15 protein-coding genes and 2 pseudogenes are annotated in these 21094 nt (G+C 53.2%); 8 read left to right on the plus strand and 9 right to left on the minus strand.

Going from position 1 to position 21094, the window contains the following annotated elements; all coding sequences use genetic code 11:
• Entirely contained in the window at nucleotides 1-1059 is a 1059-nt protein-coding gene (locus tag QVP67_RS04485) for a porin (RefSeq protein WP_022162357.1), read from the minus strand.
• 362 nt (nucleotides 1060-1421) lie between these two features.
• On the opposite strand from QVP67_RS04485, the gene mnmA reads away from it, so the two are divergent.
• The 8 genes and pseudogenes from mnmA to QVP67_RS04525 all read left to right on the plus strand — a co-directional run bounded on the left by mnmA (nucleotide 1422) and on the right by QVP67_RS04525 (nucleotide 9616).
• Nucleotides 1422-2510: a tRNA 2-thiouridine(34) synthase MnmA gene (gene mnmA, locus QVP67_RS04490; RefSeq protein WP_022162359.1), complete on the plus strand. Its 1089-nt coding sequence runs from the start codon at nucleotides 1422-1424 to the stop codon at nucleotides 2508-2510.
• A 22-nt stretch (nucleotides 2511-2532) separates the two neighbouring features.
• Nucleotides 2533-3882, plus strand: a pseudogene (locus QVP67_RS04495) (S8 family peptidase); the annotation flags it as partial.
• Between the two features lie 293 nt (nucleotides 3883-4175).
• A complete protein-coding gene (gene xseA, locus QVP67_RS04500; protein WP_288179905.1) occupies nucleotides 4176-5441 on the plus strand; it encodes an exodeoxyribonuclease VII large subunit in 1266 nt (421 codons plus the stop codon).
• Between the two features lie 115 nt (nucleotides 5442-5556).
• The gene (gene xseB, locus QVP67_RS04505; protein WP_022162362.1) at nucleotides 5557-5772 is read left to right on the plus strand and encodes an exodeoxyribonuclease VII small subunit; all 216 of its coding nucleotides are present in this window, start codon (nucleotides 5557-5559) and stop codon (nucleotides 5770-5772) included.
• A gap of 52 nt (nucleotides 5773-5824) precedes the next feature.
• A complete protein-coding gene (locus tag QVP67_RS04510) occupies nucleotides 5825-6844 on the plus strand; it encodes a branched-chain amino acid aminotransferase (protein ID WP_022162363.1) in 1020 nt (339 codons plus the stop codon).
• The gene (locus QVP67_RS04515; protein ID WP_288179906.1) at nucleotides 6823-7662 is read left to right on the plus strand and encodes an MBL fold metallo-hydrolase; all 840 of its coding nucleotides are present in this window, start codon (nucleotides 6823-6825) and stop codon (nucleotides 7660-7662) included. Before QVP67_RS04510 ends, QVP67_RS04515 begins: the two co-directional genes overlap by 22 nt.
• Nucleotides 7663-7665: 3 nt before the next feature.
• A complete protein-coding gene (gene trmB / locus QVP67_RS04520; RefSeq protein ID WP_277120448.1) occupies nucleotides 7666-8424 on the plus strand; it encodes a tRNA (guanosine(46)-N7)-methyltransferase TrmB in 759 nt (252 codons plus the stop codon).
• Between the two features lie 91 nt (nucleotides 8425-8515).
• Nucleotides 8516-9616 (plus strand): Mrp/NBP35 family ATP-binding protein, encoded by a 1101-nt coding sequence (locus QVP67_RS04525; protein WP_022162366.1) that lies wholly within the window; start codon nucleotides 8516-8518, stop codon nucleotides 9614-9616.
• Nucleotides 9617-9711: 95 nt separating this feature from the next.
• Here the strand turns inward: QVP67_RS04525 and QVP67_RS04530 are convergent.
• From QVP67_RS04530 to QVP67_RS04565, 8 genes and pseudogenes are all read right to left on the minus strand, one after another.
• Nucleotides 9712-11745 (minus strand): annotated as a pseudogene (locus QVP67_RS04530) (TonB family protein).
• Nucleotides 11746-11880: 135 nt separating this feature from the next.
• Nucleotides 11881-12246, minus strand: coding sequence for a BlaI/MecI/CopY family transcriptional regulator (locus QVP67_RS04535; protein ID WP_022162369.1), 366 nt, complete (start codon nucleotides 12244-12246; stop codon nucleotides 11881-11883).
• Nucleotides 12247-12567: 321 nt separating this feature from the next.
• Nucleotides 12568-14442: a TlpA family protein disulfide reductase gene (locus QVP67_RS04540; RefSeq protein ID WP_022162370.1), complete on the minus strand. Its 1875-nt coding sequence runs from the start codon at nucleotides 14440-14442 to the stop codon at nucleotides 12568-12570.
• Between the two features lie 85 nt (nucleotides 14443-14527).
• Nucleotides 14528-15769: an ABC transporter permease gene (locus QVP67_RS04545; protein WP_022162372.1), complete on the minus strand. Its 1242-nt coding sequence runs from the start codon at nucleotides 15767-15769 to the stop codon at nucleotides 14528-14530.
• A complete protein-coding gene (locus tag QVP67_RS04550; RefSeq protein WP_022162373.1) occupies nucleotides 15769-16950 on the minus strand; it encodes an ABC transporter permease in 1182 nt (393 codons plus the stop codon). The genes QVP67_RS04545 and QVP67_RS04550 overlap by 1 nt, the downstream gene beginning before the upstream one ends.
• 5 nt (nucleotides 16951-16955) lie before the next feature.
• Nucleotides 16956-17945: an HlyD family secretion protein gene (locus tag QVP67_RS04555; protein WP_022162374.1), complete on the minus strand. Its 990-nt coding sequence runs from the start codon at nucleotides 17943-17945 to the stop codon at nucleotides 16956-16958.
• Between the two features lie 203 nt (nucleotides 17946-18148).
• Entirely contained in the window at nucleotides 18149-19627 is a 1479-nt protein-coding gene (locus tag QVP67_RS04560) for a TolC family protein (protein WP_022162375.1), read from the minus strand.
• A gap of 252 nt (nucleotides 19628-19879) precedes the next feature.
• The gene (locus QVP67_RS04565; protein WP_022162377.1) at nucleotides 19880-20755 is read right to left on the minus strand and encodes a hypothetical protein; all 876 of its coding nucleotides are present in this window, start codon (nucleotides 20753-20755) and stop codon (nucleotides 19880-19882) included.
• Nucleotides 20756-21094: the final 339 nt, after the last annotated feature.

Genomic DNA, 21094 nt, shown 5'->3' on the forward strand with positions numbered 1-21094 from the left:
TTAAAAGCGTACCATCAGTTCCAGCACCACTTTGTCTTGTTCGGACTCTTTGGCGATGCTGTGCTTGGCGTAGAAGTATTTTTCGAAGTTCAGTCGCAGGTCGGTACGGAAGGCCTTGCTGAGGCTGAAGGTGATACCGCCGGTCAGACGTTGGCGCTTGTAGTCGGTGGTAACCAGGGCGCCGGTAGTCTCGTCGGTGGTTTTGGCGTCGCTTTGGTCGGTCATCATGTCGTAGCGTGCCAGGAAGGACATCTTGGTGAAGGGGCCGTTTTTCAGCGGAAGGTCGTAGTTGATAAAGGCATCTACCGACTGCACATCGTCAAAGGCATTCTTCGAGTAGGTTTTGTACAGGTACTCGCCTTCGATGTGGAAGCGTCCGGACTCGTAGTACGCGCCGATGTCGTACGATTGCATCCGGATGTCCTCCGGCTGGATGGCCTGTACGCTCAGTGTCAGGTTCAGGCCTTTGGTCAGGAACATTTCGGCCTTGGCCGAGTAGTTCACTTCCTTGTGCCACACTTTCTGGTTGGTCAGTCCCGAACCGTTGTACAGGCCGGCCTCGATGCTGACGGGCATGTCGGTAGGCAACTTGTAACCTAACGTCAGACCGACGTCGCGCACGTTTCCCACCTGCTTGGCGATGAACGAACGGTTGGCAAAGTATTGCTGGTGGGGCGAGCGGTGGGCATCGATGGTGAAAGGCACACGCATCTGTCCGGCCGTCACGGTCAGCCCCTTGAGCGGGAAGATTCGGGCATAGGCATCCAGCATTTTGATTTCTCCTTCATCGGACAGGTCTATCTCGGCTTTGTAGGCCACGCTGGGCAGGATGTTGCCTGTCAGGCTGATACGGGCATTGCGTACCTCGAAGCGTCCGGCCCCCATTTCGGTCTGGTATTCGTATTTCGAGCGGATGGTACCGTGTACTTCGGGCAGGTAGTCTTTGCCTTCTAATTTTTCCTTATCGATTTTCTTTCCGTCTTCGTTGATGGCTTTTCCCTGAGCCTGGGTGGCCAGTGGCAGCAGGGCTATGAGCAGCAGCAGGAGGTTTTTCTTCATTGTTTCTTGTTGTCTGTTGGTTTTCGGCGGCAAAGGTCGGAAACAGGTGTTATGCCCGTGTGTCATACTTGTTTCATTTGTGTTACACGGCCCGGCTTCCGTTGTCGGTGGGCAGCCGTTCCCCCGATGTCATAAAAAGGAATAAACGCTGTGCAGTTTCCTGGAAAACACGTATTTTTGCATTTCGAACTTTAAGGTCCGGCCTTGCGGGCAGAAGCATAGCAGACGGCCGGAAGATGGGAAACTACAGGCGGAAGTCCTTTTTCTGCACCGTGACTGAACATACGGGGCAGGTATTTCATTATTGATGTACTGTTTACACAGATTTGTTTCAAGAATATAGGACTAACGCATGCAATTTTATGATGGATAGAAGTATGGACGGAACGCAGAAGAAAGTGCTGGTAGGCATGAGCGGAGGCATCGACAGTACCGCCACCTGCCTGATGTTGAAAGAACAGGGTTATGACATAGTAGGCCTGACCATGTGGGTATGGGGCGACGAACCGGTAGAGGCCCGTCGGCTGGCCGAAAGTATGGGCATCGAGCATCACGTGGCCGACGAGCGCGAATCTTTCCGGCAGATCATCGTGCAGAACTTTATCGACGAATACCGTCAGGGACGTACGCCGAACCCTTGCGTGATGTGCAATCCCCTGTTCAAGTTCCGCATCCTTACGGAGTGGGCCGACCGTCTGGGGTGCGCTTACATAGCCACGGGGCACTATACCCGGTTGGAAGAACGCAACGGAAAGATATACATCGTGGCGGGCGACGACGACAAGAAAGATCAGTCTTACTTCCTCTGGCGGTTAGGGCAGGACGTGTTGCGCCGCTGCATCTTCCCCTTGGGCGAATATACCAAATTGAAGGTGCGCGATTATCTGCGCGACAAGGGCTATACGCTGAAGGCCGACGAAGGCGAAAGTATGGAAGTCTGCTTCATTCAGGGCGACTATCGCGACTTCCTGCGCCGGCACTGTCCCGAGATAGACACCGAGGTAGGCAAAGGATGGTTTGTCAACTCCGAAGGCGTGAAGTTAGGCGAACACAAGGGCTTCCCATACTACACCATCGGGCAGCGCAAGGGGCTGGAGATAGCCCTCGGCAAGCCTGCCTATGTGCTGAAGATCAATCCGCAGAAGAACACCGTGATGCTGGGCGATGCCGAACAGTTGCGTACCCGCTACATGCTGGTCGAGAAGGAGCAACTGACCGATGAGGCCGAAGTGATGGGCAGCGACGCTCTGACGGTGCGCATCCGCTACCGCAGCCGTCCCATTCCCTGTTCGCTGCGCCGGCTCGACGACGGTCGCCTGCTGGTACACTTCCACGAAGAGGCATCGGCCATTGCGCCGGGGCAGTCGGCGGTGTTCTACATCGGCCGCCGGGTAGTGGGCGGTTCGTTTATCGCCTCACAGCGGGGGATAGGTATGTATGTTGATAATTGATAATGTTAAATTGAGAATGATAATGAAACGAATGATTTTGTTGCTGACCTGTGCTTTTGCCGTACTCACGGCAGGGGCACAGCAAGATACGCTGAAGTATCGCATCAGCCTGAAGGACAAGGCTGCCACGGAGTATAGCCTGGACAGACCCGAAGAATTCCTTTCGCCGAAGGCCATCGAACGCCGGAGCAAACAGCATTTGCCCATCGACTCGACCGACCTGCCCGTTTGCCGCAAATATGTCGACGAAATACGCCGGCAGGGCGTGAACGTGGTGGTGACGGGCAAGTGGGATAACTTTGTCACCGTCTCGTGCAACGACACAGCACTTATCGGGCGCATTCTTTCGCTCCCCTTTGTCCGCACGGCCGAGAAGGTATGGACGGCTCCCAAAGGCCCTTCCTTCTCCGAACGGCGCGACTCGCTGGTGAATCGTCCTACCGTCTACCGCGACAGCATCTATGGGGCAGCCGTCACGCAGATACAGATGAGCCGGGGAGACAAGCTGCACCAGGCAGGTTTTCGCGGGCAAGGCATGACGATAGCCGTGATAGATGCCGGCTATCATAACGTCGACAGTATAACGGCCATGCAGAATATCCGCATTCTGGGGGTAAAGGACTTTGTGAACCCTGCGGCCGACATCTATGCCGAGAGCAGCCACGGCCTGAGCGTACTGTCGTGCATCGGAATGAACCGTCCCAACGTGATGATAGGTACCGCGCCCGAAGCCTCCTTCTGGTTGCTGCGCAGCGAAGACGAGTATTCCGAGCACCTGGTAGAGCAGGACTATTGGGCAGCGGCGGTCGAGTTTGCCGACAGCGTGGGCGTGGACGTCATCAACACCTCGCTGGGTTACTATTCCTTCGACGACCCGTCGAAGAATTACCGCTTCCGCGACCTCGACGGACACTACTCCCTGATGTCGCGTCAGGCATCGCGCGTGGCCGACAAGGGCATGATACTGGTGTGCAGCGCCGGCAATTCGGGACAAGGTTCGTGGAAGAAGATTACCCCTCCGGGCGATGCCGACAATGTCCTGACCGTGGGTGCCATCGATAAGAAAGCCTTGCTGGCACCGTTCTCTTCCATCGGTAATACGGCCGACGGTCGTGTGAAGCCCGATGTCGTGGCGGTGGGGCTGGGAGCCGACGTTATCCGTACCGATGGCAATCAGGGCAGAGCCAACGGAACCTCCTTCTCTTCGCCCATCATGTGCGGCATGGTCACCTGCTTGTGGCAGGCCTGTCCCACGCTGACGGCCAAGGAAGTCATCGAACTGGTTCGCCGTTCGGGCGACCGCGCCGACTTCCCTGACAACATTTATGGCTATGGCGTGCCTGACATGTGGAAAGCTTATCAGGAATATCAGAAGACCGTTTCCCGTTGCCCCTGCTTTGTCTTCCCGTTCTCCATTTGGGATGGGCACAAGAGGGGCAGTTGCACCCCACGGGTGGGGTACTTTGATACCCCACTCGTGGGGTATGATCATAGGGCACTCGTGGGGTATGGAAGCACCCCACGAGTGGGGTACAATCGCCTTTCCCTTGGATTTATTAACCTATTAATAATCAATCCTGTATATGGCAAGTATGGTAGCCTTGTCGACCATTCCCTTATCGACTTTTCTACTTCCTTGTCAATTATATCTGTTAAAACGATCCTATGGATGCATTATCCTTATACGACCTCAATGCCTTGGTGCGGCGCAGCCTTGAGCAGTGCCTGCCCGACGAGTATTGGGTACAGGCCGAACTGAGTGAAGTGCGCGTGCACCCCGCTACAGGCCATTGCTATGTGGAGTTCGTGCAGAAGGACCCGCGTAGCAACAACCTCGTGGCTAAGGCACGTGGCGTCATCTGGAACAACGTCTTCCGTTTGCTCCGTCCCTACTTCGAAGAGAGTACGGGGCAGGTTTTCACGGCAGGCATCAAGGTGCTGGTGCAGGTCTCTGTCGGCTTCCACGAACTCTACGGCTTCAGCCTGACCGTGCACGACATCGACCCCACCTATACGCTGGGCGACATGGCCCGCCGCCGTCGCGAGATTCTGAAGCAGTTGGAGGAGGAAGGCGTGCTGACTCTGAACAAGGAACTGCCCATGCCCGAACTGCCCCGACGCGTAGCCGTCATCTCCTCGGCCACGGCTGCCGGCTACGGTGACTTCTGTCATCAGCTGACGAACAATCCGCGCGGATATTACTTCCATACCGAACTCTTTGCCGCCGCCATGCAGGGCGACCGTGTGGAGGAATCGATGCTTGCTGCGCTCGACAGCATCAACAGCCGCGCTGACGACTTCGACGTGGTAGTCATCATCCGTGGTGGAGGAGCCACGTCCGACCTTTCCTGCTTCGATACCTACCTGCTGGCTGCTGCCTGTGCCCAGTTCCCGCTGCCCATCATCACCGGCATCGGGCACGAGCGCGACGATACGGTGCTCGACTCCGTGGCACACGTCCGTGTGAAGACGCCTACTGCCGCCGCCGAATACCTCATTGCCCGCATGGACGAAGCTGCCGACCGCCTGAACGACCTCGCTGTCCGCCTGTACGAAGGTGTCACTGCCTGCCTGAAGTGGGAACGCAACCGCCTGCAACAGTGTCGCAACCGCATTCCTACAGCGTCCGTCCGCCGGGTATCGTCTGCCAAGTTGGAACTGCTCACCGCCCGTAAGGACTTGCACCGTTCGGTGGAGGCTGTGCTTGCCCGCCATCGCCACAAGCTGGAGCTGTTGAAGCAACGCCTTGCCGATGCCTCGCCCGACAAGTTGCTGGCACGTGGCTACAGCATCACGCTGAAGGATGGCAAAGCCGTTAAAGACGCCGCTTTGCTAAGCCCGGGCGACAGGCTCGTAACCCGGCTCTATCGGGGCGAAGTGCAGTCGGTAGTGAATGGAGAATCTGCTGAACGAAGAATGGAGAATGGATAATTGATAATTGAGAACTGAGAATGAAGTTGCGTGTATTCATTATCCATTATCCATTCTCCATTACAAGACTATCGGCTTTACTCCTTAATTTCTTAACTCGTATAAACTGAATCATATGCCGTCAACCAAGAAAAAAGAAACCTACAGCCAGGCCATGAACCGCCTGGAGAAGATAGTCAGCCAGATTGACAACAACGAACTGGAGATTGATGAACTGGCCGAGAAAATAAAGGAAGCCAATGAAATCATCGCTTTCTGCGAGAGCAAACTGACCAAAGCTGACCAGGAAATCGAAAAAATACTGGCTGAAAAGCAAGAAAGTGAAGAATAAAGATTATTTTTGTTGCAATTAGCAAAGCAGGAATATTCAAAACTTTAAAGATATGAAAGAAATTGATTGGTCAAATCTGTCCTTCGGATACATGAAGACAGACTACAACGTGAGAATTTATCATCGTAACGGTCAGTGGGGCGAGCTGGAAGTATGCAGCGAGGAAACCATCCCCATGCACATGGCGGCTACCTGTCTGCACTACGGACAGGAAGCTTTCGAAGGTTTGAAGGCTTTCAAGGGTAAAGACGGCAAGGTGCGTATCTTCCGTCTGGAGGAAAACGCTGCCCGTCTGCAATCCACCTGCCGTGGCATTCTGATGCCCGAACTCCCGACAGAACGTTTCCGCGAGGCTGTGCTGAAGGTGGTGAAGCTGAACGAACGCTTCATTCCGCCTTACGAGAGTGGTGCATCACTCTACATCCGTCCGTTGTTGGTAGGTACGGGTGCACAGGTTGGTGTGAAACCCTCCAATGAGTATCTTTTCCTGATATTCGTTACGCCTGTAGGTCCGTACTTCAAAGGCGGGTTTGCCACTACTCCTTACGTCATCACCCGCAAGTACGACCGTGCGGCTCCGCTCGGCACCGGTACGTTCAAGGTGGGCGGTAACTATGCAGCCAGCCTGCGTGCCAGCAAGGAAGCTCACGACGCCGGCTATTCGGCAGAGTTCTACCTCGATGCCAAGGAGAAGAAATACATGGACGAGTGTGGTGCCGCCAACTTCTTCGGCATCAAGGACAATACGTACATCACGCCGTTGTCTACTTCCATCCTTCCGTCCATAACTAACAAGAGTTTGATGCAACTGGCCGAAGACATGGGCATGAAGGTAGAGCGTCGTCCCATCCCCGAAGAAGAACTGGCTACATTCGAGGAAGCCGGTGCTTGCGGTACGGCAGCTGTTATCAGCCCCATCCAGCGCATCGACGACCCCGAGAACAACCGTTCGTACGTCATCTCGAAAGACGGCAAGCCGGGTGAGGTCTGCTCTAAACTTTATCACAAGTTGCGTGCCATCCAGTACGGCGACGAACCCGACGTGCACGGATGGGTAACCGTTGTGGAATGACCGGCGTGAACAGAGACATAAAGATAACCACCCTTGTCGAGAACACGGTCTATGGCAAGGGCTTGCAGGGAGAGCACGGGCTTTCCCTGCTTGTTGATGTGGCAGGGCATAAGGTACTGTTCGATACCGGTGCGTCCGACCTTTTCATCCGCAATGCCCGTCAGCTGGGCATCGATCTGCGCGAAGTGGATTGCCTTGTCCTGTCTCACGGGCATCGTGACCATACGGGCGGTCTGCATCACTTTCTTCGGTTGAACGACCGCGCCACGGTGGTATGCAAGCGTGAGGCTCTCCGTCCCAAATACAAGGACGAGCGTGAAAACGGCCTGATGCACCCTGATGACCTTGATCTTGCCCGCTTCCGTTTTGTCGGGCAGACCGAAGAGATTCTTCCGGGTGTCTTTGTCTTCCCTCAATTGCCTGTAGCCGATGAGGCCGACACGCATTTCGAACATTTCTACACGCTGACCGACGGACAGAAACGTCCCGACCGTTTCGACGACGAACTGGCACTGGTGCTGAAGCGCGACTTCGACTTGGCTGTGCTGAGTGCCTGCTCGCACCGGGGCATCACCAATATCCTCCGCACGGTGCGCGAGGCATTTCCGGAGGGAGTGTTGAAGCTGGTGCTGGGTGGTTTTCATATCCGCACGGCAGGAACCGGAAAATACAACGTGATAGCCCGTTACTTGTCAGACAACCTGCCGCAACGGTTAGGGGTGTGCCACTGTACGGGCGTCGAACAATATGCATTGTTTCACCAATCCTTCGCCGACCGGTCGTTTTATTGCCATACCGGTTGGGTGGAGACTTTCTAAATTATGGGAAAAGGAAAATTAGCGAAATTTGCAGATATGCGGGAGTACCCGCACGTGTTTGAATACCCCTATTCGGTAGTCGATGACGTGCCTTTCGACATGAAAGGCCACTGGGGAGAAACGTTTTTCAAGAACGACCGCCCCATCGTACTCGAACTGGGTTGTGGCCGGGGTGAGTACACCGTCGGCCTGGGCCGTCTCTTCCCCGAGAAGAACTTCATCGGTGTCGATATCAAAGGGGCCCGTATGTGGACAGGGGCTACCGAATCGCTTCAGGCGGGTATGACGAACGTCGCCTTCCTGCGTACCAACATCGAAATCATCGACCGCTTCTTTGCACCGGGCGAGGTGAGCGAAATCTGGCTTACCTTCTCCGACCCACAGATGAAGAAGGCTACGAAGCGGCTTACTTCCACCTACTTTATGGAGCGTTACCGCCGTTTTCTGGTAGATGGTGGGCTGGTACATCTGAAGACGGACAGCAACTTTATGTTCACCTACACCAAGTACATGGTGGAGCACAACCACCTGCCCGTCGAAGTGATGACCGAAGACCTGTATCACTCGGGACTGGCCGACGAGATACTCAGCATCCGCACCTACTACGAGCAGCAATGGCTGGACCGCGGGCTGAACATCAAGTACATCCGTTTCCGCTTGCCTCACGAAGGTGTCCTCGCCGAGCCCGATGTGGAGATAGAACTCGATGAATACCGAAGCTACAACCGCAGCAAGCGGAGCGGGCTTCAGACAAGCAAATAATATGAATTGGAAGTTAAAAAAGTTAGAAGGGGTTATCGCCCTTTACCCTTCTAACTTCCTCTAACTTCTTAACGCTTTATAAATAACAATTATGACTCTTTATCCGAAACTCATTCTCGACGCACTGGCCACCGTGCGCTATCCGGGCAACGGCAAGAACCTTGTCGAAGCCGAAATGGTGGCCGACAATTTGCGTATCGACGGTATGAAGGTCAGCTTCTCACTCATCTTCGAGAAGCCTACCGACCCCTTCATGAAATCCATATTGAAGTCGGCCGAAACGGCCATCCATACCTATGTGTCGCCCGACGTGGAGGTGACCATCACTACCGAAAGCCGTCAGGCAGCCCGTCCTGAACCGGGCAAGATGCTGCCCCGTGTGAAGAACGTTATTGCCGTATCGAGCGGCAAGGGTGGGGTAGGCAAGAGTACCGTAGCTGCCAATCTGGCCGTAGCCTTGGTGAAGCTGGGGTACAAGGTAGGTCTGCTCGATGCCGATATTTTCGGTCCCTCCGTCCCTAAAATGTTCCAGGTGGAGGACGCCCGTCCGTATGCCGAGCGTATCGATGGCCGTGACCTCATCATCCCCATCGAGAAGTACGGTTTGAAACTGCTGTCTATCGGCTTCTTTGTCAATCCCGAACAGGCTACCCTGTGGCGTGGCGGTATGGCCAGCAACGCACTGAAGCAGCTGGTGGGCGATGCCGACTGGGGCGACCTCGACTACTTTATCCTCGATACTCCTCCGGGCACGAGCGACATCCATCTGACACTGCTCCAGACGCTTGCCATCACGGGTGCTGTCATTGTCAGCACACCGCAGCAGGTGGCTCTGGCCGATGCACGCAAGGGCGTGGACATGTATACCAACGACAAGGTGAACGTGCCTATTCTGGGATTGGTAGAGAACATGGCGTGGTTTACCCCAGCCGAACTGCCGGAGAACAAGTACTACATTTTTGGTAAGGACGGTTGCAAACAGCTTGCCGAGGAATTGAAGGTGCCTTTGCTGGGACAAATCCCCATCGTGCAGAGCATTTGCGAGAGCGGCGACAAGGGTACACCTGTGGCTCTCGACTCTGATACCCTCACCGGTCGTGCCTTCCTTCAGCTGGCCGCTGCTGTGGTGCGCCAAGTGGACAAGCGCAACATTGAGATGGAGCCGACACGGATTGTGCAGGTGAAGAAATAAGCATTCACCACAGAGTGACACAGAGTTCAAGAAATATAAACTCCGTGTTACGCTGTGTCACTCTGTAGTGAATCAATTATGTAAAGAGAGAATTATTATTGCAGGCGGAAGGTCACCGGGAAGGTGTATTTCACGTTCACAGGCTTTCCGTCCTTGGTGCCGGGTACCCAGTCGGGCATGGTGCCGGCCACGCGCAGAGCTTCTGCATCCAGGCTGGGGTCGACGCTTCGGACAATGCTGGCGTTGACAGCCTTACCTTCGGTGTTGATGATGACCGCTACTGTCACTCTTCCTTGTATACCTTTGGTTTGGGCTTCGGCCGGATAGCGGATGTTCTTACTGAGGTATTGCATCAGGCCGGTCATGCCGCCGGGGAATTCGGGCATCTTGTCCACGACGTCATATACTTCGCCTGCTACGGGTGTGTGGTAGCCTACCACAGTAGTTTCGTCTATTTTCTCCACCGGTTCAGGAGCCAGGCGGAACATGACTGGGACGGTGTATTTCACTTTGACCGGTTCGCCTTTCTGTGTGCCCGGTTTCCACTTGGGCATACTGCTGATGACGCGAATGGCTTCGGCATCCAAATCAGCGTTGACACCTCTCAGGATGCTTACGTTTCCGATGCTTCCGTCCTTGCCAACCACAAACTGCACGGTGACACGTCCTTGTATGCCAGCCTTATGAGCAGCTTCGGGATAGCGGATGTTGTCGGATAAGTACTTCATTAAAGCCGTCATGCCTCCGTTGGGGAATTCCGGCATGTTTTCTACGACTTCATATACATCGGCTTCGGTTGCTGCTGTTTTGATATCTATATAAGGTATCAGCTCAATGACCATGTTGTCGGGATTCATTTGTGCCAATACTTTGGGTGTACAGAATCGCACCAGTTTGCTGCCGTCACTTTTAGTATGTTCAAACAGGATACTTGCTTCGGGTGACGTCTCTATACGGAATTCTCCTTGGGCGTTGACTGTACTTTTGGTAATTGACTGATACTTATGGTCGACGATGATTTTTACATCGCTAATCGGATTACCCGCTTCGTCGTCCACAATCTTTCCTTTGTAAGTCACCTTCTAGCTCTTTTCCTGCTGGGGTATAGGAGCAACATTCATTTCTGGTTGAGACGATGGGGCGATGTTATCAGGCTTTTGCTTGGGCAGTGGAGCGATGTTTTCAGGTTGAGGCTGTACTTCGGGTGTTTCGGCGGGAGTGACAGCTTCCATAACTTCAGCAGTAATCTTCTGTGTGGCGCGTGCCACGGCCTCGATGTTGCTGACTATCATCAGCAGGGCGGCCAGCGGGAGGAACATCAGGTATTTGGTTCTCCCTATTGCTCGGGTTCTTCTTTTGTTCATCATAGTGATGCGCTTTTTTAGGGGTAAAACATTGAAACTGTTATAGATGGTTGCTGCAGCCTTATGATGTGACAAACCCAACAAGTGGTATTGGTAAGTGCGCGAGTCGTGGCCGGTCTCCAGTACCTTTTCGTCGGCCATGTACTCTAAGTTCGTACGTATTTCCCGCTTCATGAGCCAGGCAAAGGGATTGAACCAGCAGACGATGCACGCCAGTTCGCCTATCATCACGTCGATGGAGTGCCATTGTCGGGCATGGGTGCGCTCGTGCGTCAGTATCTCGTGCAGTTCTTCGCCGGTGTGTGCGTCGGGATAGACAAATATCCAGTGGAAGAACGAGAACGGACCTTCCGGTCGTGGAAGCAGATGTACGGTGGTATCGTCTATTTTCTGCGTGGGGCAACGTCGGCCCAGGCGGATAATGCCTGTCAGCTGCACCAGGAAGCGTGCCGTCAGCAAGGCTACCACCAGCCAGTAGACGATCCCGATGCCGTCGGCCAGCAGTTGCTTCCAGTCCGTTTCGGGCTGTGGTGTCAGTGTTAGTTCGGGCAGCACCACGGTGGCATACAAGTCGGCCATAGCTGCCATCGGTTCCTGCTGCTCAATCCAGGTCTGGATGTTGAACAGCGGCACAATAGCCGATACGGCAAAGAAGCACAGCAGAGCCGTCCGCCTCCAGGTGAAGAACGTGTCCTTGTAGAAGAACAGCCGGTAGAAGGCATAGAACAAGGCTATCGCTACGTTGATTTTCAAAAAATAGACCATATCTTTCAATTAAAAATGAAGAATTAAGAATGAAGAATTAAAAATGGCGGATGAAGAACTTTTCTTGTACGATGGAGAAATTCTTCATTTGTCCGCAAGGCGGACATTCTTCATTCTTCGTTGAAAAGGAATTTTTCACTTCTCCTTTCCTTTCTCAATCATATCAATTATATCTTTCAAGTCGTTGGCCGAGATCTTCTGTTCCTTGGCGAAGAACGAGACCATCTCCTTGTACGAATTGGCAAAGTAGTTGCGGACAAAGCCGCTCATGAACGTCCGTTTGTATTCGCTTTCGCGGATCAGCGGTGTGTAGCGGTATGTGTTTCCCATGCGTGTGGGTTTCACATATTGCTTCCGTTCCAGGTTTTTCACGATCGAGGCCACGGTGGTGTAGGGGGGCTTCGGTTCGGGGAATTTGGCGAGGATGTCTTTTACAAAGCATTCTTTCAGTTCCCAGATGTACAACATCACTTCTTCTTCTTGCATTGTTAACTTTTCCATGGAATACAGTTTTAGTTTGAATTCATTGCAAATCTACGAACATTTCGTAATATAGCAAATGACAACGGGTTAATTATTGTAAAAGCTTGCTCCTTTTGAGGAAAGAGGGTGGACGGAGCAGTGCCGGAATGCGGGCTTTGAGTGAGGCGATTGCAGGACACTTGCACGGCTCGTGCAGAACACAAGTGCGGCTCGCGAGCCGTGCAAGTGTGGAGTGTGGCTCGCGAGCCGTGCAAGTGTGGTTCGCGAGCCGTACTTGTGTCCCATAAAGGGGGGGATATAATATATAGGATGTTGGAACAGGCCGGAGCCTGCGGGGCATCAGTCGGTCACCTTCAGTAGTTCTTCCTTCATCTTGTCCACGCCGGGGAATCCGGTTTGCTTGAATTTGATGTTGCCTTCGCGGTCGATGATGAAGTACGTCGGTACGCCTTTTATCTGGAAGTGCTCGTTCAGGTAAGCCCACTGTTCGTTGGTCAGTCGGATGTGTTCGCCGTGTATGTCGGGAATCATGTTCTTCCAGGTTTCCAGCGGCGAGGTCTCACCGGTGATGTAGAGGTAGACGATGTCCTTGTCTTTCAGTTGCTCTTTCATCGGCTTCATGGCTTTGTTGGCCATGCGGCACGGTCCGCACCACGTAGCCCAGAAGTCCACGAGCAACGGCTTGCCGCGGAACTTGCTGATGATGGAGGCAAACAGGTCTTCGTTGCTCACTTCGCCCACTTCGTTGATGTTGAAGCCTGTTTTCTTTTTGTTGGCTTCGATGGTCTGCAGCAGGTGGTTGTTGGCTTCGGTCAGTAGTTGCTTGTAAGCGGCAGGCAGCGAGTCGAGTGCGGCGGTCTGTTCGGCTGTGAGCGGAACAAATTCGTTGATGCTACGGTAGAGTTTTGCTGCACGTCCTGTGTCGAAGAATACACCTTTATCCGTTCCCCATTCCTTGGCAAGCAGGTCTTTGATAGCCGATGCGTAGATGATGCCGAGGCAGTATGAGGGAGCCTGCGTCAGTCGGGCATTGTTCAGCGACTTCAGGAGGTTGGTCGGGGCATAGTCGGCCGGTTTCGATTGCATCAGTTTCTCGAAATATTTATAACCAGCTTCTCTGTCCAGCTTGTTTTTTTCTACGTATTGTTGGGTCAACATGCTGGGAGCCTGCATCAGTGCGTTGTAACAGTTGAAGTCCAGTTCGAAGTGCAGCAGTTCCCGTGTGGCACGACAGATGGGCAGAGCCTCCAGTTGCTTTTCCTTTTGGGCGAAGGTTTCCAGTACCGCAGTCTTGAATGATGCCAGATCTTCTTTCTCCATTGCCGTTTCTGTCAGGTTCGTGTGGAAGGAATGTGTGGAGAGTTCCTGTGCTATCTCCTGCAAGGGGCCGTTGATGTAGACCCGCGGGCCGTAAGGCTTTGCGTTCTGATGGAACTTAGACTGCAGGCGCGAGAGTTCGCGCTGGTTGATGAATAGTTCGCTCGTCTTGCCCGGCTCGGCGTAGAAATAGATGGGCGATCCGAAGGAGGCGCAGATGGCGGGTGTAGTGCCACAGACAGGAAGGGTGGTACTGAAGCTGCCATCTTCTCCAACGTTGGCTTCGAATTCTGTATAAGACTTGATAGGGTCGAGCAGGATGAACCTGATTTTTTTCGTCATTCCCGGATGGTAGTCCAGCAGCTTGCCTTTCACCGTGGCTGTGCCGTATTGGGAGACGGGTTGCGGCAGTTCAAGGTTTTTGTCTACCGGATGTACGGTTGCCCCTTCGGGCAATTCAAGTTCGGGCAGTTTCTTGCTTTTCAGCTGAATACCCCAGATGCTGAATCCCTGTTCCACTTCGCTTCCTTCGCTGAAGTTGACGGAAGTAGCGTTTGCCAGCAGGGGCGGAAACACTAACTGAAACTCGGCTTCGCCCGATTCGGGCATCCAGAATTCCCGGTCGGGTGTGATGCCGATACCCGAACGCAGCGGATAGGTTTCGCCATTGTTGTCTTTCAGATAGCTACTCGATGCAATCTTTATCCAGAATTTGGGGTGGTACTTGGCGTAGATGTGCAGTACGGTAGCAGTGTCGCTGAGTACTACTTTGCTGACTTCGATAGAGGTAGTGTTACGCACGCAGAACGGAGGCCGGTCTATTACTTTTTCTTTGGCTTTCAGCGGAGCGCAAAGGCAGAGCAGCATACATGCGATAGAAATAAGAGTGTGTCTCATAAGATGTTGTTTTTGACAAAAGTACGAATGTTTCCGAGATTTCGGTTGTATGGATAGTTAAAGTAACTAAAATCCCGGAAAAGCATTACAGGCCTCGCTTTTGTCTCATCTTTTTGTAAGCCTCTATCATGTGTCTGCGGCTCAGGATGATCTGCCGGCGATATACCAGGCAGGCGGTGATGAAATAGAAACCCGCCTGCAACCACAAGGCACGGTATTCGAAAGCCACCTCGTTCAGTGTCGCCCCCATGCTGTTGATGCGTACATAGCCGTTGATGCCGAACGTCGACGGGAAGATGTACGAAAAGTACTTCCAGAACGGAGGAATGGCAGCCGCTGGCCACGAGATGCCCGAGAGGAACAGCAGCGGTACGGAGGTGAAGACAAACAGCAGCATACACGTCTCGCGATTGCGGATGGCGATGGATGCCGTCATCGAGAAGAAGATGCAGGCAGCCAGGTAGGGCAGGATGAACAGAGCCAGTTCGCCCGGTATGGCGATACGGTTCAGTTTGAAAATCCAGGGTACCACACAGAGGATGTAGACCGACACCAGCGAGTAGACCATGAAGTAGCTCAGTCCCTTGCCCATGACGATGCGCAGCGTACCGTTGTAGTGGCGGTTGATGGGAACCAGGTCGCGGAACTGGTTGTGCTCGCGTGCTGTTCCGGCGGACAGTCCGATGCCCAGCAGCAGTGTCTGTTGGATAATCAGCATCAGCACCACCGGAATCAGGAAGGCGGCAAAGCCGTTGGTCGGGTTGTACAGTGCCACGTCCTCGTACTCGATGGGATAGGCGGTGATTTCGTCCTGCCGTTCGGTGCTGTTGCCGGCACGTGCTATCTTGATGTCGGCGTTCATGGCCAGCGATACGTTGGTGTTGGCCAGCAGCAGGGCTTTGTAGTACAGCAGTCCGCTCATGTCGCAGTACAGGCTGACCTGTGTCTGCTTGCCCCGTGCGATGTTGTCGCTGAAGTCGGCGGGGATGTAGATGACGCCGTATGCCTTGCGGTCCTTCATCATCAGTTTGGCTTCTTCCATGTCGGCGCAGTAGGTCACGATGTTCACGTCGGGGGTAGCGTCTACCTTGCGCAGGTATTCGCGGCTCAGCGACGAGCGCGAGTTGTCCACTGCCACGGCAGGTACCTCGCGTATGGTTTCGTTGGTATAGATAAAGGCATATATCAGCGGATACACCAGCGGCACCAGTATGAAGAAGATGAGCACGCCCTGATCGCGGAAGGTCGTGCGGAACTCCTGTTTCCATATATAGAACATGTCGTAAATGCCTTGTACGACTCTTTGTTTGAACGTCAGCTGTTTCATCAGGGAATGTATTTATAGTAAATCAATGCAGCCTTCAGCCGGTGTGCTATCAGGAAGGGCAGCATCATGAAAATGAGCAGTGCCACGTAGTTGGTCCACGAATAGATCATGGGATAACCGTTCAGTGCCTGGTCTACATAGATCAGGAAGTAGTGGCGCAGCGGGAACAGGTTGGCCAGTGCCTGCAGCGTAGGGTGCATGGCCATGGCCGGGAACGACAGACCGCACATCGAGAACGAAAGCACTCCCCACAACGAGGCAAAGCTCAGCCCTAAGCGGAGGGTAGGCAGCGTGCCTATCATCAGGATGCCCATGCCTTGCGATGCCAGTACCAGGCAGAGGGTAGCCAGCAGCATGGGCAGGATGCCGTTGTTGCACGGGAAGTGCAGGAATCCGTATAGGTATACATTATATAATATACCCATCAGGAAGAAGATGGCTGTATGCGGAAGCAACTTCCCCGCCAGTGAAATCCAGATGGAGTTGTTGCCCATGTGCAGCCATTCGCGGGCGGTACGGTCCTTTATCTCCACACCGATGGAGTAGACAGTCACCATAAAGATGAGCAGCATCAGCACTCCCGGTGCAAACGTGTTGCACAGGTAGACGGAGTAGTTCAGCCAGGGATTGTTCAGCGGATGCGTGTCGATGACGATGGGTTGCAGGAAGGCCATGGCCTGGTCTTCGGTAGCACCTTTGGCATAGAGGGCGGTGCGTGCGGCGGCGCCCGATGCCAGCTCGCTCATCATCTTCATGTCCCTGAACAGCAGGGAGCCGGCTATCAGCATGGTGTTGTTGGTGTAGAACGACACTTTGGGCTGGCGTTGCGCCTGTGCCTTGGCCGACAGTCCTTCGGGTATGTAGTAGAATCCGTAGATCTCGCCCCGCTGCATGGCTGTCCGTGCTTCGTTGAAGGTAGGATAGTGGGCCACGATGGCCGTCTGCTCGAAAGCGTCCAGATTGCGTACCAGCTGGCGCGAGGTGCTGCTCATGTCCTGGTCCACGACACCGGCGGGCAGATTGATGGGCAGACCCGAGTCCATCAGCGTGGTGAAGAACACGTAGCAGAACAGCGGTGCCACTACCATGCAGAACAGGTACAGCGGCCGTGCGACGAGGCGGCGACATTCGCGCTTCATCACGGCCAACAGGGCTTTATGTTTGGACTGGCTGTTGATCATCGTCGTTATTCTCTATCCAGTATCACACTCATACCCGGTCGCAGACCTTCCACCTTGTCGGTCGGCAGGGCTCTTACTTCGAAGGTTTTCAGGTCGAACTGTCCGGTTGTCTTGGTAGCTTTCCAGGCAGCATACGTACCCAGGTCCTTCATGTAGTTCACTTTCAGTCGGATGTTTTTGTCCAGTGCAGGTACAAAGGCTTCGAACTCCGTACCCACGGTCAGGCTTTGCAGCAAGTCTTCGCGTACGTTGAAGGTTACCCACATGTCGTCCATTACGGCAACGTTCATGATGGGTGCGCCGGTACCTACCAGTTCGCCCTGTTTGGGGAAGATTTCAGACACCTCTCCGTTTTTCTGTGCGATGAGGTACGTTTCGTTGATGTACGATTCCACTTCGGCTACAGCTCCTTTGGCTCGATTCACCAGTGCGGCGGCGGCAGCCTTGTCCTCACGTTCGGCACCGTTCTTGGCCATGGTGTATTGTGCCTTGGCAGCCTTTTCGGTAGCCAGTGCGGCGTCTTTCTGGGCAGTGATTTCGTCTAATTTCTGTGCCGATACCACTCCCTGGTCGTACAGGTTCTTGATGCGTTTGTACGACTTCTCGGCGATGGTCACTCCTGCCTGTGCCTTCTGCCACATTTCGTAGGCAGCCTGAATCTGTTCCTGGCGGGCACCTTTCAGCGCCTTTTCGTTCTGTGCCTGTGCGGCAGCTTCGGCGGCACGTGCCTGTTCCAGTTTGGCCTGCACGTCGGGTGCTTCGAGTATGGCCAGTGTGTCTCCTGCACGGACGGTTTGTCCTTCCTTGACACGGAATTCCAGGATACGTCCGGGTACCTTGCTCGACACGCGGTATTCGGTTACTTCTGCCTGTCCCTGTACGATTTCAGGACCTTTGCGCAGCATAAAGAAGCCAATGACGGCAACAATGGCAATCACTCCGGTCAGCGTGAGGAATGCCAACAGCATATTGCTGTTTTGTGATTTTGTATCCATTTTAGTTTATGAGTTTTTTAGTTTCTAGTTTCTAGTTTTTAGTTGACGAGTTGACAAGTTGACGAGGGGGATTTAAGTTCTTAAGTTTTTAAGTTTATGAGTTTTTGAGTTCTTAAGTATTCATTCCCTTCCCCCCTCTCCTTGGGAGAGGGGCCGGGGGTGAGGCCCCACAAACCCTGGCTATGGATCCCCACCCTCTACCCTTACTGCAGCACTCCCGTCGCCTTCTTCAGATAGATTTCGGTCAGCTTCACGTCGATTTGTGCGTCAATCTTTTCCGACTGTGCCGAAAGCCATGCCGTGTGTGCTTCGAGCACGTTGCTGGCGGGTATCACTCCTTCTTCAAAGCCCAGATTGGCGTAACGCAGGTTTTCGTTGGCTTTTTCCAGGTTTTTCTCGGCCATGGCCAGCTTTTTGGTCGCTTCGCGCACCTTGAAGGCCGACTGGCTGACTTGCAGTTCTATCTTCTCCTTGGCTTCTTCCAGTTGGTAGCGGGCGATGCGGGCTTCCGCCTTGGCTGCCTTTACCTTGTAGATGCCTTCACCCCAGTGCCATATCGGCATCGATACGACTACGCCTACGTTCCACATGCCTTTGAACTTCTTTTCAAAGCTGTTGAAGACGGACGGATTGGTAGCGATGTAGTTTCCCATCAGGGCGATGGAGGGCATGTAAGCCGAGCGTTCTACGTTTACCTTCTGCTTGTATATCTCTGCCGCAAGCTCCAGACTGCGTACTTCGGGGCGCAGACTGTACACTTGCTCCAGGTCGATTCCGTTGGCAGCTATGGAGGATAGGGGCAGGTCTTCTTCCTGTTCGTCGGCCAGGGTGATGGGGCTGCTCAAGTCCAGACCGCACAACTGACACAGCAGCATGCGTGCCAGGCTCAGTCCGTCGTCCACCTTGGTCATGGTCATTTCGGCTTCGTTCACCTTTACCTTTACCGACAGTCCGTCGGCTTTGGTAGCCACTCCTTCGGCTATCATCTTCTGCATGTCGCCGTCCAGCTTCTGCAACAGTTGCAGGTAGCTTTCGGCCAGCCTTTTCTTATTGGCCAGCGACACCACCTGCCAGTAGGCCTGGTCGGTGCTCAGTATGACGTCCTGCATGCCGCTGTTGTGTTGCTGGCGTGCCAGCTCTTCGGCATATCGGGTAATCTTGTTGTAGGCTCGTATCTTTCCACCCATATAGAGGGGTTGTGTCAGGGTCAGTGCTCCGCCATACATGTTGCGGGTGTCGGTGCGGAAGGCATCAACGAGCGCGTTGCCCAGATTGTTGAGCGGGGTGGCGATGTCGGCACTTCCCAATGCTTGCAGCAATGCCATGAATTGCGGATTCTGTATCAGTTCGGGGTGCTGTGTCAGCAATCCCTGTATACCGCTCTGCATGGCGCCGCTGACCTGTGTACCTACCGATCCGAGTGCGCCTTTCTGTGCATCGCTCAGCAGGGAGAATTCTTTCTGGTTGCGCATATATCCGCCTGTTGCCGACAGCTTGGGAAGGTAGTTGGTGAATGCCGCTTTCTTCTGGTAGTGCGCGGCATTGATTTTTTCCTGGCTTATCAGCAATTCTTTGTTGTTGGCGATGGCCAATGCACGACAACTATCCAGGCTGAGGACACGCTGTGCGCTCATGGGAAAGGCAAGGAGGGCCAAATAGATGATACATAAGACTTTTTTCATAGTCTGCATACGTTAGTGTAAGTAATGAAATGAGTTCTTTATAAAAACAATTATTGCATAGGCAATAATGCGAATGTATATGCTTTCGCCGATACGGCAAAATACTTTAAACTTTTTAATACGGAATGAGGGGGATGGGGTATGGTTTAAGGTTGAGAGTTTAAGGCTTAAGGCTGGGGGGGAGGGGAGTAAGGGCGAAGTTTTCTGTTCTGAAATCTATCGGCTTTTAACTTCTCTCCCCCTTTCAACTTCTTACTTCAACGTAAATTCCTTCGACCCTATCATGGTGCCGTCGGTGAAGATGTAGACCTGATAAGTACCTGCGTAGAGGTATTCTTCCACATTCCAGTAGACGGTCACGTTCTGTTCCTCTCCGTTGTATTCGATGTATTTCTTGATGGAGTAGGGCAACTGGCGGTTTTCGTAAGTGAAGGTGTCCGATGAATTTTGTGTCAGCACGGAGTTGTCAGGCTTGGCAATGCGTACGTACAGGGTCCGTTCGCCCGTTTCGGCCGTGATGTTCTTGGCGATGGTGAAGTCTATTTTCAGTTTTACGGCATCTTTTATCTTCCGTGCCTTCTTTCCACGCTTGTTCTGGGCTTCGAGGGTGATGCCGGTTGCGTCCAGCTGGGCGGCAAGGGTCACCTTCTCGTTCAGGTTTTTCTTTTCTTCCGACAGGCTGCTGATCTGCTGCGAGGCGGCATGATACTTCTGCGTCACCTCGGCTATCACTTCTTTCTGGTGAGCCGTGAGGCGGTTCAGTGAGTCAATCTGGTTGATGTAGCCTATCATGACTTTGCGCAGGGTAGCCAGTTCTTTTTTCAACCGGCGTATTTCGCTGGCGTTGCTGCTCTTTACGGTGCGCAGTTCTTCCAGCAGCCGTTGTGTCTTCAGCTGTTCCTGTTCCAGCAGGTAAGCCAGCGAGTCGTTCGAGACGGTCAGCTTCAGTTCGTCGTATTGCTGTGCAAATCGGGTGTATTCGTTTTCCAGGTCTTCCTTTTCCAGCTGGAACTCCTGTACGAGTTCGCTATTGGTCTTTTTCTCTGTAAACAGCAGGATGGTTACTCCTACCAGCAGCACCAGCAGTGCTATAACCATGATGACAAGCGCATTCTTTTTGTTCGCCATATTATTAATAGAATAATGGTAAGTGGTTAATGGTGAATGATGAATGGTTAATGATGAATGATTAATGGTAAATGATAACTAATTCTTCATTCCTCATTCTTCATTTTTCATTTTCTTGTTCTTCATTCTTCATTTTTTTATTAACAGCCTGAGGCCATAAAGGTTTTATCCGGTTGCAAAAATAATCATTAAAAGTGAATCGGCATGTTTTGAGGGCAGATTTAATTCATTAAAGTTTCTGTGTTTTCGGTTGGTAAACTGTTTTGGGCGGCAGATGCCCGTTCTTTATCACTTGCACGGCTCCTGAGAGACACTTGTACGGCTCGCGAGCAACACTTG

Source organism: Bacteroides sp. CAG:633 (assembly GCF_000435115.1).
GTDB classification, from domain to species: Bacteria; Bacteroidota; Bacteroidia; order Bacteroidales; family Bacteroidaceae; genus Bacteroides; species Bacteroides ndongoniae.

Excerpts from the sequence above, each read along its gene's own strand:
- QVP67_RS04515 (WP_288179906.1), top strand. The coding sequence starts at position 6,823 with ATGGGTAACCGTTGTGGAATGACCGGCGTGAACAGAGACATAAAGATA.
- xseA (WP_288179905.1), top strand. The coding sequence starts at position 4,176 with ATGGATGCATTATCCTTATACGACCTCAATGCCTTGGTGCGGCGCAGC.
- QVP67_RS04560 (WP_022162375.1), bottom strand. The coding sequence starts at position 19,627 with ATGAAAAAAGTCTTATGTATCATCTATTTGGCCCTCCTTGCCTTTCCC.
- QVP67_RS04535 (WP_022162369.1), bottom strand. The coding sequence starts at position 12,246 with ATGGAAAAGTTAACAATGCAAGAAGAAGAAGTGATGTTGTACATCTGG.
- QVP67_RS04555 (WP_022162374.1), bottom strand. The coding sequence starts at position 17,945 with ATGGATACAAAATCACAAAACAGCAATATGCTGTTGGCATTCCTCACG.
- QVP67_RS04510 (WP_022162363.1), top strand. The coding sequence starts at position 5,825 with ATGAAAGAAATTGATTGGTCAAATCTGTCCTTCGGATACATGAAGACA.
- xseB (WP_022162362.1), top strand. The coding sequence starts at position 5,557 with ATGCCGTCAACCAAGAAAAAAGAAACCTACAGCCAGGCCATGAACCGC.
- QVP67_RS04525 (WP_022162366.1), top strand. The coding sequence starts at position 8,516 with ATGACTCTTTATCCGAAACTCATTCTCGACGCACTGGCCACCGTGCGC.
- trmB (WP_277120448.1), top strand. The coding sequence starts at position 7,666 with ATGGGAAAAGGAAAATTAGCGAAATTTGCAGATATGCGGGAGTACCCG.
- QVP67_RS04485 (WP_022162357.1), bottom strand. The coding sequence starts at position 1,059 with ATGAAGAAAAACCTCCTGCTGCTGCTCATAGCCCTGCTGCCACTGGCC.
- QVP67_RS04540 (WP_022162370.1), bottom strand. The coding sequence starts at position 14,442 with ATGAGACACACTCTTATTTCTATCGCATGTATGCTGCTCTGCCTTTGC.
- QVP67_RS04565 (WP_022162377.1), bottom strand. The coding sequence starts at position 20,755 with ATGGCGAACAAAAAGAATGCGCTTGTCATCATGGTTATAGCACTGCTG.
- QVP67_RS04545 (WP_022162372.1), bottom strand. The coding sequence starts at position 15,769 with ATGAAACAGCTGACGTTCAAACAAAGAGTCGTACAAGGCATTTACGAC.
- mnmA (WP_022162359.1), top strand. The coding sequence starts at position 1,422 with ATGATGGATAGAAGTATGGACGGAACGCAGAAGAAAGTGCTGGTAGGC.
- QVP67_RS04550 (WP_022162373.1), bottom strand. The coding sequence starts at position 16,950 with ATGATCAACAGCCAGTCCAAACATAAAGCCCTGTTGGCCGTGATGAAG.